Source organism: Paenibacillus intestini (genome assembly GCF_030803945.1).
Taxonomy (GTDB): Bacteria; Bacillota; Bacilli; order Paenibacillales; family Paenibacillaceae; genus Paenibacillus; species Paenibacillus polysaccharolyticus.
The window spans coordinates 774,060-790,201 of sequence record NZ_JAURUN010000001.1 but is presented as its reverse complement, the minus strand read 5'-3'; the positions used below and the strand labels follow the sequence as shown (position 1 = coordinate 790,201).

17 protein-coding genes are annotated in these 16,142 nt (G+C 43.0%); 10 read left to right on the top strand and 7 right to left on the bottom strand.

All coding sequences use genetic code 11. The annotated features are described in order from the left end of the window. Positions 1 to 8: 8 nt before the first annotated feature. Positions 9 to 626: a TetR/AcrR family transcriptional regulator gene (locus tag J2T16_RS03400; protein ID WP_221788034.1), complete on the bottom strand. Its 618-nt coding sequence runs from the start codon at positions 624 to 626 to the stop codon at positions 9 to 11. Positions 627 to 763: 137 nt separating this feature from the next. On the opposite strand from J2T16_RS03400, the gene J2T16_RS03395 reads away from it, so the two are divergent. Further along, positions 764 to 1,531 (top strand): alpha/beta hydrolase, encoded by a 768-nt coding sequence (locus tag J2T16_RS03395; RefSeq protein WP_221788036.1) that lies wholly within the window; start codon positions 764 to 766, stop codon positions 1,529 to 1,531. A 100-nt stretch (positions 1,532 to 1,631) separates the two neighbouring features. Here J2T16_RS03395 and J2T16_RS03390 read toward each other — a convergent pair whose 3' ends face one another. After that, entirely contained in the window at positions 1,632 to 1,889 is a 258-nt protein-coding gene (locus J2T16_RS03390) for a GlsB/YeaQ/YmgE family stress response membrane protein (protein ID WP_221788038.1), read from the bottom strand. Between the two features lie 157 nt (positions 1,890 to 2,046). On the opposite strand from J2T16_RS03390, the gene J2T16_RS03385 reads away from it, so the two are divergent. The 4 genes from J2T16_RS03385 to J2T16_RS03370 all read left to right on the top strand — a co-directional run bounded on the left by J2T16_RS03385 (position 2,047) and on the right by J2T16_RS03370 (position 6,190). Then, on the top strand, positions 2,047 to 2,754 hold the full coding sequence (locus J2T16_RS03385; protein WP_154888955.1) for a response regulator transcription factor: 708 nt from the start codon (positions 2,047 to 2,049) through the stop codon (positions 2,752 to 2,754). Between the two features lie 41 nt (positions 2,755 to 2,795). After that, entirely contained in the window at positions 2,796 to 4,178 is a 1,383-nt protein-coding gene (locus J2T16_RS03380; RefSeq protein ID WP_499017772.1) for a sensor histidine kinase, read from the top strand. A gap of 128 nt (positions 4,179 to 4,306) precedes the next feature. Further along, entirely contained in the window at positions 4,307 to 5,023 is a 717-nt protein-coding gene (locus J2T16_RS03375; RefSeq protein WP_154889530.1) for a hypothetical protein, read from the top strand. Positions 5,024 to 5,290: 267 nt separating this feature from the next. Continuing rightward, positions 5,291 to 6,190, top strand: a complete 900-nt coding sequence (locus J2T16_RS03370) for a cation diffusion facilitator family transporter (RefSeq protein ID WP_154888951.1) — start codon at positions 5,291 to 5,293, stop codon at positions 6,188 to 6,190. 153 nt (positions 6,191 to 6,343) lie between these two features. Here the strand turns inward: J2T16_RS03370 and J2T16_RS03365 are convergent, their stop codons facing one another. The 3 genes from J2T16_RS03365 to J2T16_RS03355 all read right to left on the bottom strand — a co-directional run bounded on the left by J2T16_RS03365 (position 6,344) and on the right by J2T16_RS03355 (position 7,624). After that, positions 6,344 to 6,814, bottom strand: a complete 471-nt coding sequence (locus J2T16_RS03365) for a ferritin family protein (RefSeq protein WP_154888949.1) — start codon at positions 6,812 to 6,814, stop codon at positions 6,344 to 6,346. Positions 6,815 to 6,918: 104 nt separating this feature from the next. Continuing rightward, a complete protein-coding gene (locus J2T16_RS03360) occupies positions 6,919 to 7,389 on the bottom strand; it encodes a hypothetical protein (RefSeq protein ID WP_308721799.1) in 471 nt (156 codons plus the stop codon). A gap of 49 nt (positions 7,390 to 7,438) precedes the next feature. Then, complete coding sequence (locus J2T16_RS03355; RefSeq protein WP_154888945.1) at positions 7,439 to 7,624, bottom strand: hypothetical protein; 186 nt, start codon at positions 7,622 to 7,624, stop codon at positions 7,439 to 7,441. 291 nt (positions 7,625 to 7,915) lie between these two features. On the opposite strand from J2T16_RS03355, the gene J2T16_RS03350 reads away from it, so the two are divergent. Genes J2T16_RS03350 through J2T16_RS03340 form a run of 3 tightly spaced genes read left to right on the top strand, consistent with a single transcriptional unit; the run spans position 7,916 to position 12,167 of the window. Continuing rightward, positions 7,916 to 9,814 carry a beta-glucoside-specific PTS transporter subunit IIABC gene (locus J2T16_RS03350; protein WP_308721798.1) on the top strand — a complete coding sequence of 633 codons (1,899 nt, stop codon included), beginning with the start codon at positions 7,916 to 7,918 and terminating at the stop codon, positions 9,812 to 9,814. Positions 9,815 to 9,857: 43 nt separating this feature from the next. After that, a complete protein-coding gene (gene licT / locus J2T16_RS03345) occupies positions 9,858 to 10,697 on the top strand; it encodes a BglG family transcription antiterminator LicT (protein WP_308721797.1) in 840 nt (279 codons plus the stop codon). 15 nt (positions 10,698 to 10,712) lie between these two features. Then, positions 10,713 to 12,167, top strand: a complete 1,455-nt coding sequence (locus J2T16_RS03340; protein ID WP_487344718.1) for a glycoside hydrolase family 1 protein — start codon at positions 10,713 to 10,715, stop codon at positions 12,165 to 12,167. Positions 12,168 to 12,281: 114 nt separating this feature from the next. Here the strand turns inward: J2T16_RS03340 and J2T16_RS03335 are convergent, their stop codons facing one another. After that, positions 12,282 to 13,658 (bottom strand): MmgE/PrpD family protein, encoded by a 1,377-nt coding sequence (locus tag J2T16_RS03335; protein WP_464681401.1) that lies wholly within the window; start codon positions 13,656 to 13,658, stop codon positions 12,282 to 12,284. A 171-nt stretch (positions 13,659 to 13,829) separates the two neighbouring features. After that, positions 13,830 to 14,789 (bottom strand): LysR family transcriptional regulator, encoded by a 960-nt coding sequence (locus J2T16_RS03330; protein ID WP_186809659.1) that lies wholly within the window; start codon positions 14,787 to 14,789, stop codon positions 13,830 to 13,832. A 228-nt stretch (positions 14,790 to 15,017) separates the two neighbouring features. Between J2T16_RS03330 and J2T16_RS03325 the strand changes: the two genes are divergently transcribed. Further along, positions 15,018 to 15,575, top strand: a complete 558-nt coding sequence (locus tag J2T16_RS03325) for a DJ-1 family glyoxalase III (protein ID WP_154888932.1) — start codon at positions 15,018 to 15,020, stop codon at positions 15,573 to 15,575. Between the two features lie 11 nt (positions 15,576 to 15,586). Continuing rightward, the gene (locus J2T16_RS03320; RefSeq protein ID WP_341180890.1) at positions 15,587 to 16,141 is read left to right on the top strand and encodes a DJ-1 family glyoxalase III; all 555 of its coding nucleotides are present in this window, start codon (positions 15,587 to 15,589) and stop codon (positions 16,139 to 16,141) included. Position 16,142 lies beyond the last annotated feature (1 nt).

Genomic DNA, 16,142 nt, shown 5'->3' with positions numbered 1-16,142 from the left:
TTAATGGACTAAGAAGTCGTTACTCCTTTAAGAAAAACACGTACAATTTTCTCCGCCATGACATGATGAGACTCATATTTTTGCTGATCATGCACCCGGTTCCCCATCAACATTAGAGTCGAAAAAGCCTCAGCCAAGAAAAGCGGATCTTCTTCACGAAAGATTTTCTCATCCATGGCTTTTTTAAAATGCGAGGCTAGTACGTCATGAATCTGATGCTCCGCTTCACGTATCGCATGAATCTGTTCTTGCTCCAATAAACGCTCCGCTTCACGCATCATCATTTCAATCTCACCATGCGGATTAGCAAGACGAGCTTCCGCTAATCGGATTAATCCGTCTCGTAAATGTTCCGCCTCATCCAGCATATGCGCCGTAATTTTTCTAACGTTCTGCAACATCGTTGTCATGGCTGCCACGAATAGATCCGCTTTGCCCGCGAAATGATAATATATGGTTGGTTTGGATACGCCGCATTTCTTCCCAATCTGCTGAAGGGTAACCATCTCGTAGCCAAATTCTTTAAATAGGGTAGATGCCGTATAGATAATAGTTTGTTGCATGGAAATGTCATTGTCCGTCTGCTTGGGTCTTCCGCGCAAACGTTTAGGTACTTGCTCTGGCATAGATTCGTACACACTCCTTCCACAATATTTTATGTCAAATCATAAATATAAGCAAAGAAGCTTGTAATTTTACTTACCAGTAAATATAATTAGTTCTGTAATTAAAAATGATACGTTTAAAGGTGGGCAACGAAGTTATGGCAAAAACAACCGTGCGTAAGAGCAGATGGAAGAAAATAACGATATGGATTAGTGTAATTATTATTGCCCTGGTAGCAGGGGTGTTTGCGTACCTGGCATCTGTCACATACAGCCCTTCGGAACAAGCGGAAGTGGCAATGAAAAGTGATGATCGGGTCGTTGTTAGTGAAGTGAAGAACGGTTATCAATTTGAACCTAAAGGGCAGGACATCACACAGCCTAATTTTGTGTTCTATCCCGGAGGTCTAGTGGAGCCGGCAAGTTATGCGCCTATGGCACGAGCAATAGCGGAGCAAGGACATCGTGTGTATATTACGAAGATGCCGCTGAACTTGGCGATGTTCGGGGAAAACCGGGCGGATTCGTTTCTCGCTGAACATGCGGGTGAAAGCTTTGTTATTGGTGGACACTCCCTAGGAGGTGTATTCGCTTCAAGATATGCTGCAGCGCACACAGCTCAGATCAAAGGTGTCTTTTACCTAGCTTCTTATGCGGATGATGGCGGAAGACTGGACGGAACGAACTTATCCGCACTGCAAATTACGGGAAGCAATGATGGTGTTCTGAACTGGGAATCGTGGGAAAAAGCCAAATCCAATCTTCCGAATAACACGGCATATGTAAGCATTGAAGGCGGCAACCATGGTCAATTTGGCTCCTACGGAATGCAGAAGGGAGACAACGCACCTAAGATCACAGAACAGGAACAGCTTAAGCAGGTTGTTCAGGCATTGGAAGAATGGATGAAATCAATAAAACCATAGATAAAATAAAAAAGACCGAAGTTTTCATCTGCAAACGATGAATGCTGTCGGTCTTTTTATGATTTTCTATTGAACAACGGGAGTGTTTTCCACTTCTTGGTTAACGTCTACGGAAGGCTCCGCTGCGTGCCAGAGCAAAAAAGAGGAGCAGGGCAATGATTGAGCCAACGATCGCCGGAATGATATGAAACCCGCCAATCACCGGTCCCCTTGGTCCAAGCAATTCGGTTCCTAACCAGGAACCGATAAAACCCGCAACAATGTTCCCAATTACACCGCCCGGTACGTCCCGCCCAATCAAGTTGCCACTTAACCAGCCAATAAGTCCACCAACAATAAGTACCCAGAGCAGATCCATGGTTTGTTCTCCTTTCTTCGGGTTTATTACAAGTCATGTTGGGTTCAGTGGAATATACCTCATCTTATATTGGTGGAGTACTGCAAATGCTCTGTGCTAAGATGAGGGTACTTATGATTTAAGCTGGGGAACAAGGATAGAAGGGGTGTACAGTCCATTGAATAAAATACTTGTCATTGACGATGAAGTCGCCATTCGGGATTTAATTGAGCTAGTGCTTAGAAGAGAGAACTATGATGTAAAAACCGCAGAAGATGGCAAAACCGGGCTGCAATTGCTGGACTCTTTTCAACCAGACCTGGTAGTGCTTGATTTGATGCTGCCCGATTGCTCGGGATATGACTTATGCAAGGAGATTACCGGGAAACGTGCTGTTCCTGTTATTATGCTCTCTGCCAAAAATGAGATTATAGATAAGGTGCTTGGATTAGAACTTGGCGCGGAAGATTACATGACCAAACCGTTTGACAATCGGGAATTGCTCGCTCGCATCAAGGTAGTTTTGAGAAGAAACGAGAGCAAGGTGGAGACAAGTGAAGGGGCGGAAGTGCCGTCGACACGTATCATCCATGAAGAGCTGACTTTTGATATGGAAAGCCGAAGAGTGCTGAAAAACGATGTTCCCGTCTCTTTGACGGCCAAAGAGTTTAAAATTCTGGAAACTTTACTTAAAAGGCCTGACAAAATCTATACTCGGGATGAGCTCTTACAGATCGGATGGGGATATGATTTTATGGGAGATAGTCGTAGTGTGGATATGACCATCATGCGACTACGGAAGAAACTGGAGGATAACGCGGACGAACCGAAATATGTCAGAACGATCTATGGATTCGGTTATCAACTTGGAGGTGGCGAGGCCTGAAGTACGCAACCCGGTTACTGCTGAACTATTTATTTTTCTCTGTGTTGTCCTTTGGCATCATCATCTTTGCCGTTAATAAAGCCATTGATTACTACAGCTTCATTACTATTGAAAAACAGATGATGGAGAAGGCAGATCTCTCCGAGCTGTCCTTCCGTGAAGTGCTGGCACAGCATCGATCATCATCAGGGGAGCCGCAGACGAAGGAAATCGTCAGACTTGCACTGGAGAAGCTGAAGGCTTCAGGCAAAGAAGTGCGTATCTATGACAGCTCCAAGCAGCTACTGGGCTTGGCTGTAGATGGCATCATCATTAATGATGGCAAACCACATATTTTCGAGAAAAATATTGAAAAAGCTCTGAGCGGTAGCTATGCCTACACTGTAACGGATGATCATCTGCTTTATTTTGCGACTCCCATTCAGAATCAATTTTACGAAAATGCTTATGTGTACGAGTTCGTAGAGGACATTTCGTACTTTTATGCAATCATGGATCAAATCCGTTATGTGCTGTTTGCAGGCGCGGGCGGATTCATTGTGCTGATTACGTTAGCCAGTCTGTGGATTGCACGAAATACAACCAAACCGATTAAGGTGCTCCTTGGTGCCGCGCAAAGTTTCTCCAGACAGGAATTTAAGCGAGTTCATCTGAACCGCAAGGATGAGCTGGGGATGCTCGCGGATGGACTCGACTCCATGGGACAGCAGCTTCATAATTACATTCAATACCAGAAACAATTTGTCTCGAACGTATCTCACGAATTAAAAACACCTCTGGCAGCCATTCGTGGTTTCTCTCAATACTTGTACGAAGGAGAGAATGAGAACGAAGAGTTACAAAAAATCTATGCTCATCTGTTGCAGGAATCGGATCGGCTCACCCGTTTGATTAATGAACTGTTGTTGTTATCCCGATTTGACAAGGCAGGTTCAAGCGAGCTGGAGGTCGAAAAGACGGAAATGAACGCACTGATCCAGCAAGTCGCCAGAAATATGGAAGCCAAAGCTAAGGATAAAGAGATCAGGATCACAGTTAAACAAGTAGAGGAAGACCCGATGGATGAAGGTCTGACAAAAGTCTATGCGAGCGTCAATCCAATGCTCATGTCCCATGCAATCGCCAACCTGTTGGATAACGCTATCAAATATTCAGGCAGTCATTCGCAAATTAATGTGGAGATGGAACATACGTCAAGCGAGGTCGTTGTAAAGATAAGTGACCAAGGCATAGGCATCGCGGGTGATGAACTAGAGCGAGTGCAGGAGCGCTTTTACCGGGCGAAAAATGCAAGCACAGCGAATGGTTCAGGTCTCGGTTTGTCCATTTGCAAAGAGATCGTCGAGCGTTTTAATGGATATATCGACATCGAAAGTGAGTTAGGACAAGGTACGACAATTACGATTGTGTTACCTCGTGCCTAAACACATTTCTAAAACGAAGCCCAAATAAATACCGTTACAAGACTGATACATTTCTGTTATAAGACTAACAAATGCTTTTTTTATAATGACTTCATAAGAACAAATCACACATTTATGGAGGGATTATGATGAAATTAACAAAGAAATCTGCCAGCTTTATCCTGCTAAGTGCTTTACTAACGGTAGCTCTGACGGGCTGTCAGTCCACTGATGCGAAGTCACCAACAACCGGACAGAATTCTGCTGAGCAAAATACGTCGAATGGACAAAGTAAAGGTGAAGGAACATCCGATTCAAAAAAACCGGATTCCGAAGGTACTGAAGGACAGGGCTCTGAGGCAGTGAAGGAAGGCTCAGTGAAGAAAGAAGGCAATGTGGTGCTGAAGGAGCTTGCTTTTGTTCATAATGAGCACACCATTGCGATTTCGGATACAGCGAATGAAGAGCAGATGGAACAGATGCTGGGCAAACCAGACAATTTCAAATCCCATACGTACACTGCTGGGGATGGAACCAATATGGATAATTTAATCGGATTTACGGAAAAAGTATACACGTATCCTGGTATGGAGATTAAAACGATCAGTGTACCTGAAGGAAAACAAGACTCGATCTTTGATATCAAAATTACCGATCCCAAGTATACAACAGTTCGAAACATTAAAGCAGGGGATAGCCTAGACACACTTAAAAAAGCTTATCCTGAAGGAAAGCTGGTAGGAGATGGGGCACCTGACGAGGAAGACGACTTCCGTTACGAGCCATCGAACTATGTAGATGTCATGTCATTCCATATTAAGGATGCCAAGGTCGAGAGCATTCATATCTTCAGCCTGCTGGACTAAAAGTGTAATTGATTTACTTCTTTGATTTATAGAGCCGTATCATAAGATTTACTTTTCGAACCTGCCCAAGAGTTGGGCAGGTTTTTATGTCGTTATGAGGCGGAGTACAAGTTTTCCTTACGCAACTTTTTTGGATTCCCATTAAACTCTTGCGGCACTCAGACTATGTTTGCTTACACTTAAAACGTTTCTCTAGACCCACACAAATGTTCAATGATACCATCATACAAGTGTTACGACAGTTGAATATTGCAGGAGGAACGAAATGTGGATCAAGTAAGATACGATAACTTAAAACTCGGGGAACGTGGGGCGATCATCAGTATCATCGCTTATATATGTTTGACCGCAATAAAGCTGGTGATTGGCACAATTGCTGGCTCTGAAGCACTCAAAGCAGACGGCTTGAATAACGCAACGGATATTGTCGCGTCCATCGCCGTACTGATTGGTTTAAGGTTCGCCCAGCGTCCGGCCGATAAAGATCATACATATGGGCACTGGCGGGCAGAAACAGTGGCGTCTCTTGTGGCCTCATTCATCATGATGGCTGTGGGATTGCAAGTATTATTCGAAGCCTTTGGTTCCGTATTCGAGGGCAAGCACGAATCTCCTGATCTAATTGCTGCGTATACAGGCATTTTCTGTGCAATTATTATGGTTTTGGTCTATCGATACAATAAAAGACTGGCCACACGTATCAAAAGTCAGGCTGTTATGGCTGCCGCACGGGATAACATCTCCGATGCTTGGGTGAGTATCGGTGCCGTCGTCGGGATCGTAGGTTCTCAGTTCGGCCTTCCTTGGCTTGACCCTGTAACGGCGATTATCGTCGGTTTGCTGATCTGCAAAACGGCCTGGGATATTTTCAGAGAAGCTACGCACCATCTTACCGATGGATTTGATGTAGAGTTGATTCAAGAATACCGGGAGACCATTGCCGGAATTGATGGTGTAGAGACGGTTAAAGATGTACGAGCACGTAATTACGGCAGCAACGCCGTAGTTGACGTGGTCATCACGGTTCGAGGAGATTTGGATCTGCAACAAGCACATGATATTTGTACCGATGTGGAGAATGAGCTGCTGGAAGAGCATGATGTGTATACGGTACACGTTCACGTCGAGCCGGAGCCAGAGCAGGAAGCGGTCAAAGAATACATGTAATATTTATAAAAAAAATAAAAAATGAAAAAGGGCCTTGAAAAAGCAAAAACCAGTAAACGATGATGTTTACTGGTTTTTTGATGTTGTTAAGTATTTAAGGTTCGTTCACTTTTTTAACATGCCCGCGTCAATCCGAATAATCTTATCTAGCAATCATTTAGGCATATTGTACATAATCAGATTGTTATACTTATCCGCATGTTTTTGTTCGTCGAGGATAATGCCCCATACCGTGTCTTTGTAAATACCGTAGGGGAGACCAAACCATATTCTTCTGTACTTCTCCACCGCGGCAAGCTCGCCCTGAAATGCCTTTTGTAAACCACCCAGATACGATGTAACGTTTTCCGGAGATTCACTGCTTACACCTGTGATCTCATGACCTGTGAGGTCTTTGTACATCTCTCTGAACATCTGATTGTGACCGCGCTCATCATCGCGAATGCTTGTAATAATCGCGGCTTGGTACGTATCAGGAGCCATACGAATGAGAGCGTCATAGAACATTTCATCATTTCGTTCGCCTTGAACCGCCGATTGAATGAGCCCGAGTGCTTCAGCTGTTGATGTTGCCCATACGGGAGTAAATGGTTTTCGATAAAAATAAGGATACGTTGTGTACATGCCAATCCCTCCATACCAATGATGAGTTAAGATATGCACATATGCCCAGAAACGTAACCCGCTCTCTTTTGCTGTGCTTCATGCTATGCCTGTACCAGAGGCCTTTAACGTTCGATCCGCTTAACGATATCGTCTCTAATCATGATTTTTATCAACTTACTGTAACCATAGGCAAGCACAAAAGGCAGGAAATAGGACCAGTATGTCCAGAAAATATTCCATCCGTTAAAATACTCAACATGACCCATCAACTTTGCAGTCCACTCGATCAATGTTAACAAGAGAGCAGTTACAAAGATACTCGGCCAAGGTCTGGTGTGTTTGACCAAAATCATATACATCATGATGCAGCCTGTGATTGGATATATACCAAGATCCATCGGAAGGGCGGCATATGCCTCATTGCGAGTGTGGGGTAATAAATTCCAGAAATAATTAAACCCAACACTATTGATACAAGTAGATACGGCCACACCAAGCGGAAAATAAATCAATACGAGTCTATAGTTCCGCCGTAAAATCCAAGCACCTATCAGAAGGGGGATGACCATACCAACGATCCAATTGCCCAGCATATCTTTTCCCTCCAAATTAAACTGTGATATCTAAACGAACTCTCGCCAATTAATCCGATTTTTTCTGTTCAAGGAGAAGATTCACTTTATCCGTAAGTGCTTTTAATTTTTGATCATAGTGCCTGTACGTATACCAGCCAATCACAGCTTTGATCGCAAAAAAGAGCACAGCTGCGATAACAACCAAGAAGTAATTGTGTGCGATCTGTTTCAACCAATCATTGATGTGTTGCATTGTTTACAACCCCCGTCGCGTACATCTATCATCTGGTTAAGATGCCCATTACATCTTAAGGTAATTCATAAATGTAATAAGATTCTTTGTGTATAAAGTGTTGCTTTTTGTCGAAATCCATGCTACATTATCGATGTAAACGTTTATATTTGCTTTAAACAACATCATATATGATTCAATTTGGCGTGTTACTGTTCGGCAGGCAAGGCCTAAATTGGGTGGTTTGTATATTTATTATACCCGCCCAATTTAGGCCTTTTTTTATGCACAATTTCAGGGTGAGGTGTTTACATGAATTATAAAGAAACCGCTAAGGCTATCCTTGACAAAGTAGGCGGACAAGAAAATATCAATGATTTTCTCCATTGCTCTACCCGATTAAGAATGAATCTGAAAGATCCAAATCAAGCAAAGACCGAAGAAATTAAATCCATGGACGGAGTTATGGGCGCAGTATATAGCGGAGGGCAATATCAAGTTATTATCGGTAATGATGTAAGCTATGTATATAATGAACTTAAACAAATGATCACGATAAACACAGATGAAAAACCGGAGCCAAACAAGAAAAGAGATATGAGTTTTAAAGGTTTGTTTGAAAGTTTTGCCGGATTGATTACGGGTATTTTCCAGCCGATCATTCCAGCAATCGCAGCGGCGGGTATGTTTAAAGCTTTGCTTTTATTGTGCACATCGCTCGGTATTCTATCTAAAGAAAGTCAGATTTACGCCTTATTGCTTAATATCGCTGATGCAGCTTTTTACTTCCTGCCTGTATTGCTCGCATACTCAAGTGCACAGAAATTCAAAACCAATCCATATATTGCAGCTACACTGGCGGGGGTTTTACTGCATCCTAAAATGATCACATTACTTGGCGGAGAAGTACCCGTGGAAATCGCTGGTGTTCCTGTACCTAATATCAGTTATGCGTCCAGCGTTTTACCCATCATTCTGACCGTATGGCTCATGTCGTATGTTGAGAAATTTGCGGATAAGGTATCCCCTGGTCCAGTGAAAATCTTCCTGAAACCTTTAATTGTCATACTTGTCATGGCACCACTGGCTCTCACTGTTTTGGGACCCATCGGTAACTATTTGGGTGTAGGTTTGTCTGACGGTTTATTCTGGATTCAAGGTAAAATCGGTTGGTTAACGGTTGTGATTTTGGCCGTATTCCTTCCGTTTATCGTGATGTTCGGCATGCACAAAGTGTTTTATCCCGTTATTTTCGCAGCCATGGTTTCACCAGGCTATGAAACATTGATCCATAGTGCGATGCTATCTTCTAACATGGCACAAGGCGCTGGAGCACTGGCGGTCTGGTTCTTGGCAAAAGACAAGAAATTGAAGCAGGTTGCATTGCCAGCAGGTATATCCGGATTGTTCGGTATTACCGAACCAGCTTTGTACGGGGTACATTTACGTCTGAAACGAACATTGGTAGCTTGTATGATTGGAGCGGGCTCAGCGGGACTGTTCGCTGGTATTGTTAACTTGAAGGCTTATGCAGCAGTAGGGCCGGGTCTTGCATCGTTACCTATGTTTATCGGGGCTGAAAATAACTTCACCTACGCGCTGATTACAGCGGCTATTTCTATCGTTGTTACTCCAATTGCCGTTTATTTCATCGGTTTTAATGATCCAGGAGCAGAAGATCATGCACAAGCTTCATCAAGAGAAGTCGCTCAAGTAGAAACAACTTCACCAGCTCCGAAGAAAGAGAAATTGCAATCGCGTTTGGTTGTTTTCTCCCCGCTTGAGGGCGAGGCAATTCCGTTAAAAGCAGTGAACGATGAAGCGTTCTCCCAAGAAGCGATGGGGAAAGGTATGGCGATTAAACCTTCCAAAGGTCAAGTCGTAGCTCCATTTGATGGCACTGTGCAAACCGTGTTTCGCACCAAACACTCGATCGGTTTGAAATCAGTAGAAGGCATTGAACTTCTGATTCACGTCGGCATTGATACCGTTAAATTAAAAGGACAGCATTTCAATGTTGTTGTTCAGGAGGGAGATATCGTGAAACACGGTCAACTTCTGATTGATTTCGATATGGAAGCCATTATAAAAGCAGGCTTTGATACAACAACACCGATCATTGTAACAAACAGTGGTGACTATCTTGAAATCCTTGGACATGAGCAATCTGAAAAAATAGGACCTGAGACACCACTTATAACCATTTTGTAATATTATGGGGTGAAATTCACCCTGAACATAGAGGAGCATGGATATGAGAGTAGTTAAGGTTCTCAATACAAGTATTGTTTTGGCCAAGCGTAATGACAATAAAGAGGTTATTGCCATGGGCAAAGGAATCGGGTTCAGAAGCAGGCCCGGGGACATGATTAACGAAAATGAAATTGAAAAAGTATATATCGTTGAGAATGAAGGAATGTCCTCGGATATGACTGCACTGATGAGAGAGACGCCGGAAGAGTATTTAATTTTGGCAGACGAAATCATATCCTATGCGAAACAAGTATTATCGCGTGATCTGAGTGAAAATCTCTATTTTTCGTTAACAGACCACCTCCATATGGCTGCCAAGCGATTCAAATCGAATATTACGATACAAAATCGAATGTTATGGGAAGTGCAGAAGTTTTACCCGCAAGAATTCCTAATTGGGAAGCAGGCTTTAAAGTTTATTAAAGATAAGCTTGGATTGGATCTGCCGGAAGAGGAAGCAGCTAACATCGCCTTCCATCTGGTCAACGCTCAGCAAACGGAACAGAACATGAGTCAGGTCATGATGATGACTACTACCGTTAAAGATATTCTTAACATTATTCGCATTCATTATGGAATCGAGCTGGATACATCAAGCATTAATTATTCACGCTTTTTGACTCATCTGCAGTTTTTTGTTCAGCGATTATTGGAGAATACCATGCTCGAATCCAAGGATGATGAATTGCTAGAACGAATTTCGAGTAAATATCCAGAGGAAAGCAATTGTGTTTCCAAGATCAATAATTATATTGGCGCGAAATTTGAACGATTTATGTCCAACGAAGAGAGATTGTATCTCATCATTCACATTAGCCGTGTGATGGACAGAGCGCATTAACAGGAGGATTATGATATGACGACCATCAGAACATTTCCCGAAGGATTTTTATGGGGCGGAGCAATTGCAGCGAATCAGGCTGAGGGAGCCTGGAATGCAGCAGGGAAAGGCATCTCTACCGCTGATACGGCTATGAATAAGAAAAACATAAGTAAAGGTGACTATAAAAAACAAAATGCTGTGAGCTCGGAGCAACTCGCGAGAGCGCTTCAGGATCAATCTACCGTGAATTATCCAAAACGCAGAGGAATCGATTTCTATCATCGTTATCCAGAGGATCTTGCTTTAATGGGTGAGATGGGCATCAAAACATTACGTACGTCCATTGCGTGGACTCGAATTTTCCCAAATGGAAATGAAACAAATGCAAACGAGGAAGGTTTGCTGTTCTACGATCGCCTTTTTGATGAGATGATTAAAAATGGCATCGAACCTCTGGTTACCTTGTCTCACTATGAGATGCCGATGTATCTGGTCGATCATTACGGTGGATGGACATCCAGAGAGGTTGTTGATTTCTTTGTAAGCTTCAGCACAACAGTATTCAACCGTTATAAAGATAAAGTAAAATATTGGATCACTTTTAATGAAATTGATGGTATAGTTCGTCATCCGTTTACCAACGGTGGCATTGTTCCGGATCGTTTCGAGAATGTTGAGCAGGCGGTCTACCAATCGTTGCATCATCAATTTATTGCAAGTGCGTATGCGGTTAAGCTATGTCATGAGATTATTCCTGATGCTCAAATTGGATGCATGCTGACAAGCCTGTTGCACTATCCTCACACATGTAATCCGCTGGATGTACTGGCAGCACACAAGAACAATCAATTTAATCTGTTTTTTACCGATGTGCAGGTGCGTGGCGCTTACCCAGGTTACATCGAGAGATATTTTAGAGAGCAGGGAATCATTATTGAAAAAACTGAAGGCGACAGTGAGTTGCTAAAAAAGTTTACGGCTGACTTCATATCATTCAGTTACTATAACTCCTTTGTTGCAAGTGCAGATAGCGAAGGCCTGGAAACGGTTAGTGGCAATACGATGGGCGGCGTGAAGAACCCTTACCTTCCTGTCAGTGATTGGGGATGGCAGATCGATCCGATTGGGTTGAGACTCGCGCTTAACAATCTGTACAGCCGTTATCAGGTACCTCTGTTTATCGTAGAGAATGGCATTGGTGCTTACGATACGATTGAAGAAAACGGTACAATCAGCGATCCTTATCGCATTGAATACCTGCGTTCCCATATCGAACAAATGCATGAGGCTCTGCTGGATGGTGTTGAAATCATGGGGTATACCGTCTGGGGAATCATCGATCTGATCAGCTATTCCTCTTCCGAAATGGAAAAACGCTACGGTTTAATCCATGTCGACCAAGATAATGACGGAAACGGCACCCTGGAGCGAAGACGGAAGGAAAGTTTCTTCTGGTACCAAAATTTGATTGCGAACAATGGACTATAACTTGAATAGAGCAGGGGCTGTCCCAGCCATAATTATGACTTATGGGACAGCCCCTTTTCTTGTACTATTTTGTTCGGGTTAAGATCCTATTCAAGTATTCGTTAATCAAATCGTTTATAAACAAAGCAGCTTATCGACATCGGCCAGGTTCTCCATATATTGAATCATCTCAAATCGTTCTTTGTGGGTGTGATCAAAAGGTGTGCCCGCAAGCAAGCGATTAAATTTCTGTTCAAGCATGTTCCAGCCAAATGGTGTTTCAATATCTCCTAAAGGTACGGGCATCCAACGTTCATGCACATGAGAATCATAAGTTGTTATAACAACATGAGCAGCGCAAAAGTGGGTCGGATGTTCAGCCAGATATTGCTGTACGTCATCATCCAGGGTTACCGTAATTTTTTCAACCAGTTCATGTACTTCCGGATCAGTGAAGCTATCGAATATTAATTCCTCCGAATCCATACGGCCATATTTAAGAGCCACGGCTGAAGTGAATTGCGTGCTGGCCTGTGCTCCGATGGCTGTCTTGGGTTTTGGATTCGTTAGTCGGTATACAAAGGAAGATGTTTTCACCTCAACAGACTTAATCTCCGAAGGCGTTAAATGATAATCTTCACGAAGTTCCAGCATGGCGTCAAGTGTAGCGTGTAAACCGCGCTGACAGGCATGGCGTTTAAAATAAATACTCGTTACTTTAAAATCGATTCCCAGCCCATTTAATACATCACTTGTATCACAATGCCCGCTTGTACCTTTGAAGGCCTGAAAAAATCCATATCTTCCTTCTAATGCTGCATCAGGCCCCGTAAATCCACAGGATGCCAGTCTCACGGCTCTTAATCCGGTCAATGCGGCCCAGCCACTGCACAAAATTTTCCCCGATGTTCCATCATTCTGGTATTCAATCAAACCTCCTGTGAAAAGAGATGCAATCCCCATGGCATCTTTGGTCTGCTTGGTATCCGCATTGGTTAATTTGCATACCAAAGCCGCAGCTGCAACAGCTCCGCACACCCCGGTAGCATCAAAACCTCTTTCCCGATACATAAATGGATTAATAGCTTCACCTAACCTCGCATATACGTCATATGCTGAAACAATAGCTGTAATCATCTGTTTCCCATCGTTTCGGTGTAATTGGGCCATACTTAGTAGAAGTGGAACCAGCACAGAACCGGGATGACCCATCGCATGACGATACCCATCATCAAGATCTGCACAGCGCGCCATCATCGTATGGATAAAGACTGCATGGTCTGTACTCGTGCGAACATTCCGTTCACCAAGTAGTGAAACCAATTCTTCATTTTTAATAACCGAGTCTGCAAGAGTCGCATATTTCAGGATGCGTTCACTTGCTTCCGAGTATCGACCAAATATCATATTACCGTAAGAGTCCAGTATCACTTGTTTACCGACCTCAATCGCCCTCTCGGAGAGATCCTCATATTGAAGGCGAGTTACATAATCGGCCAGTTCAACAATCATCGTTTTCACAACAATTCACCTCGTTATTTTGACTTCCATCCACGAATGTATGAGAAGTTTACATAACAAAAATATATAGTTGGCACGCTGATGAACTCCAGCACAAGTTAACTGCAATCACTCAACTTTTGTATGCACAAGATGGCTTGAAGGGCAATATCGCTTCATCCGCTACTCGATTTGATGCACTGAAGGGTTGCAATAATGCTTGATTATTCTTTTCAGATCCTCAACGTATGAAGGAAAGATTTTGTTTCTGTGATAAATCAATGCGAGTGGGTGGAGATGGGCAAAATCAGCGATCGGAAATACATGAAGCGGAGAGTTGGTATGCCCGGACTCATTCAACGCCTGTATTCCTGAAAGGTACATCGTTAACGAAAAACTGGCAGCATAATCCTCCGCACATAGAAGGTGATGAATGTCTGGTTGAGTTAATTCGTTAATGCAATATAAGGAAATATTACGTTCAGCTAGATGTTTATCGAGTAAAATACGAGAATTGAAGTTTTTCTTGTTAAGCACAAATGGAACATGTTGAAACAGACTCAGATCCGCACCTTGATTAAAGGTTTCGATACACTCGGGATACTGATCCGGGAAATAAAGCTTAAGCAGATTGTCTGAAATCACCATGTACATTTGTTCATGCAGAATCGTTTCATACTTTACATTTTGTGTCACGATATTATCTACACCCGAGAGAAAGAGATCCAGTGAATTGTTTAACACCATCTCCTGCATTTGCGGGGAAGTTGTACGATGAATTTCAAGCTGAACCTTAGGGTGTAAAGTGCGAAATTCTTTTAATAGCTTCGGTACGATAATCGGATAACGCCCTTCGGTAATGCCAAAATGAATAGTGCCTGACTTATCCTCTTTCAGATCGGTGAGTTGGTTCTCCATATTTTGATCCAGCAATTCAATTTGGCGAAGCGTGTTTTGCATAATTCTCCCTGCAGGTGTCAGAGCAATTTTGGGTTTTCGTTCAAAAAACGCAACCCCGTGTTTTTCTTCCAGGCTTTTCAGATATTTGCTTAGGGACTGATGGGAAATGTATAGCCGTTTAGCTGCATTGGAAATGTTTAACTCCTCGGATAGAACCAAAAAGTATTTATAGTTATTCAGCATACTGACCTCCTGTGTTTCCTCTCTGTGACTTTGATTAACGGATGACATATACCAACAAGGTTAGGATCATCATACTGCAACTAATAGTTACATACAAGCAGTCTAAATGTGCTTTAGGGTTGCGGATATGTATGTTAAATTATGAATGTATCGCGGCACCTATAGCGTTGTAAGCGTGAGCAATAAGCAATTGCTTGCACTGAATAAAATAAATAGGAGGTTATGTGCGTGAGTAAAGTTGCAGTTCTTTTAGCAGAAGGATTTGAAGAAAGTGAAACGCTGACGATTGTTGATATTTTAAGAAGAGCCCATATCGATTGTCACATGATTAGTACAGCAGGAGAAATGGTGCGCGGCAGTCACGATATCGAAGTGAAAGCAGATGCTCTCATCAGTAACGATGTTGCAAATTACGATATGATCGTACTTCCTGGGGGCATGCCAGGAGCTGCCAATCTTCGTGATGATGAACGTGTGATCCAGCTAATTCAGGAAATGAACCAATCTGGCAAATATGTAGCGGCTATGTGTGCGGCTCCACTTGCACTGGCTAAAGCGGGTGTTTTGGAAAACAAAAAATTTACTGCCTATGTAGGTTATGATCAGAAGATTCAAACGAGCGGTACGTTTAAAGAAGACATTGTGGTTCAAGATGGAAACCTGATAACAAGTCGTGGCCCTGCAACGTCTTACGCTTTTGCTTATGCGTTGGTGGATGCTTTAGGTGGAGATAGTATGGCTGTAAAGAATCGTATGGTATATTTCAATGCATTTGATGCTGAATAGGAGGAACTACAATGACAAAAAAGGTAGCCGTATTGATGGCGGAAGGTTATGAAGAGGGTGAAACACTGACGATTGTTGATATTTTGAGAAGAGCAGGTTTGACTTGTGACACTTTTTACTTTGGAGACCCGCTGGTGAAGGGAATGCACGGAATCTTTGTTAAAGCAGATAAAGCATTTGGCGAAGAGGTAAAGCAATATGACATGATCGTTCTGCCGGGAGGCCGTCCAGGTGGGCAAAATCTGAAGGAGAATCCCGATGTCATTCATATAGTGCAATACTTCAATGATAACGACAAGTACATTGGCGCGATGTGTTCCGGCACGGTAGTTCTGTCCGATGCCAAGGTCATTCAGGGGAAGCAGGTAACAGGTTATGTGGGGTATGCAGAAAAATTGATTGGTGGCATCTTCAAGGATGAAGTTGTCGTAGCAGACCAAAACCTGGTTACAAGCCAAGGGCCTGCAACGCCTTATCCGTTTGCATACAAAATTGCAGAGATTTTCGGCAAAGATACATCTGACTTGCGTGAAAAGATGTTATACAACTTTGCCGGAGGCAAGTAAA

What these genes read in the sequence shown, in the direction of transcription:
- J2T16_RS03400 (WP_221788034.1), bottom strand. Translation starts at nt 626, where the DNA reads ATGCCAGAGCAAGTACCTAAACGTTTGCGCGGAAGACCCAAGCAGACG.
- J2T16_RS03395 (WP_221788036.1), top strand. Translation starts at nt 764, where the DNA reads ATGGCAAAAACAACCGTGCGTAAGAGCAGATGGAAGAAAATAACGATA.
- J2T16_RS03390 (WP_221788038.1), bottom strand. Translation starts at nt 1,889, where the DNA reads ATGGATCTGCTCTGGGTACTTATTGTTGGTGGACTTATTGGCTGGTTA.
- J2T16_RS03375 (WP_154889530.1), top strand. Translation starts at nt 4,307, where the DNA reads ATGAAATTAACAAAGAAATCTGCCAGCTTTATCCTGCTAAGTGCTTTA.
- J2T16_RS03365 (WP_154888949.1), bottom strand. Translation starts at nt 6,814, where the DNA reads ATGTACACAACGTATCCTTATTTTTATCGAAAACCATTTACTCCCGTA.
- J2T16_RS03360 (WP_308721799.1), bottom strand. Translation starts at nt 7,389, where the DNA reads ATGCTGGGCAATTGGATCGTTGGTATGGTCATCCCCCTTCTGATAGGT.
- J2T16_RS03355 (WP_154888945.1), bottom strand. Translation starts at nt 7,624, where the DNA reads ATGCAACACATCAATGATTGGTTGAAACAGATCGCACACAATTACTTC.
- J2T16_RS03350 (WP_308721798.1), top strand. Translation starts at nt 7,916, where the DNA reads ATGAATTATAAAGAAACCGCTAAGGCTATCCTTGACAAAGTAGGCGGA.
- licT (WP_308721797.1), top strand. Translation starts at nt 9,858, where the DNA reads ATGAGAGTAGTTAAGGTTCTCAATACAAGTATTGTTTTGGCCAAGCGT.
- J2T16_RS03340 (WP_487344718.1), top strand. Translation starts at nt 10,713, where the DNA reads ATGACGACCATCAGAACATTTCCCGAAGGATTTTTATGGGGCGGAGCA.
- J2T16_RS03335 (WP_464681401.1), bottom strand. Translation starts at nt 13,658, where the DNA reads ATGATTGTTGAACTGGCCGATTATGTAACTCGCCTTCAATATGAGGAT.
- J2T16_RS03330 (WP_186809659.1), bottom strand. Translation starts at nt 14,789, where the DNA reads ATGCTGAATAACTATAAATACTTTTTGGTTCTATCCGAGGAGTTAAAC.
- J2T16_RS03320 (WP_341180890.1), top strand. Translation starts at nt 15,587, where the DNA reads ATGACAAAAAAGGTAGCCGTATTGATGGCGGAAGGTTATGAAGAGGGT.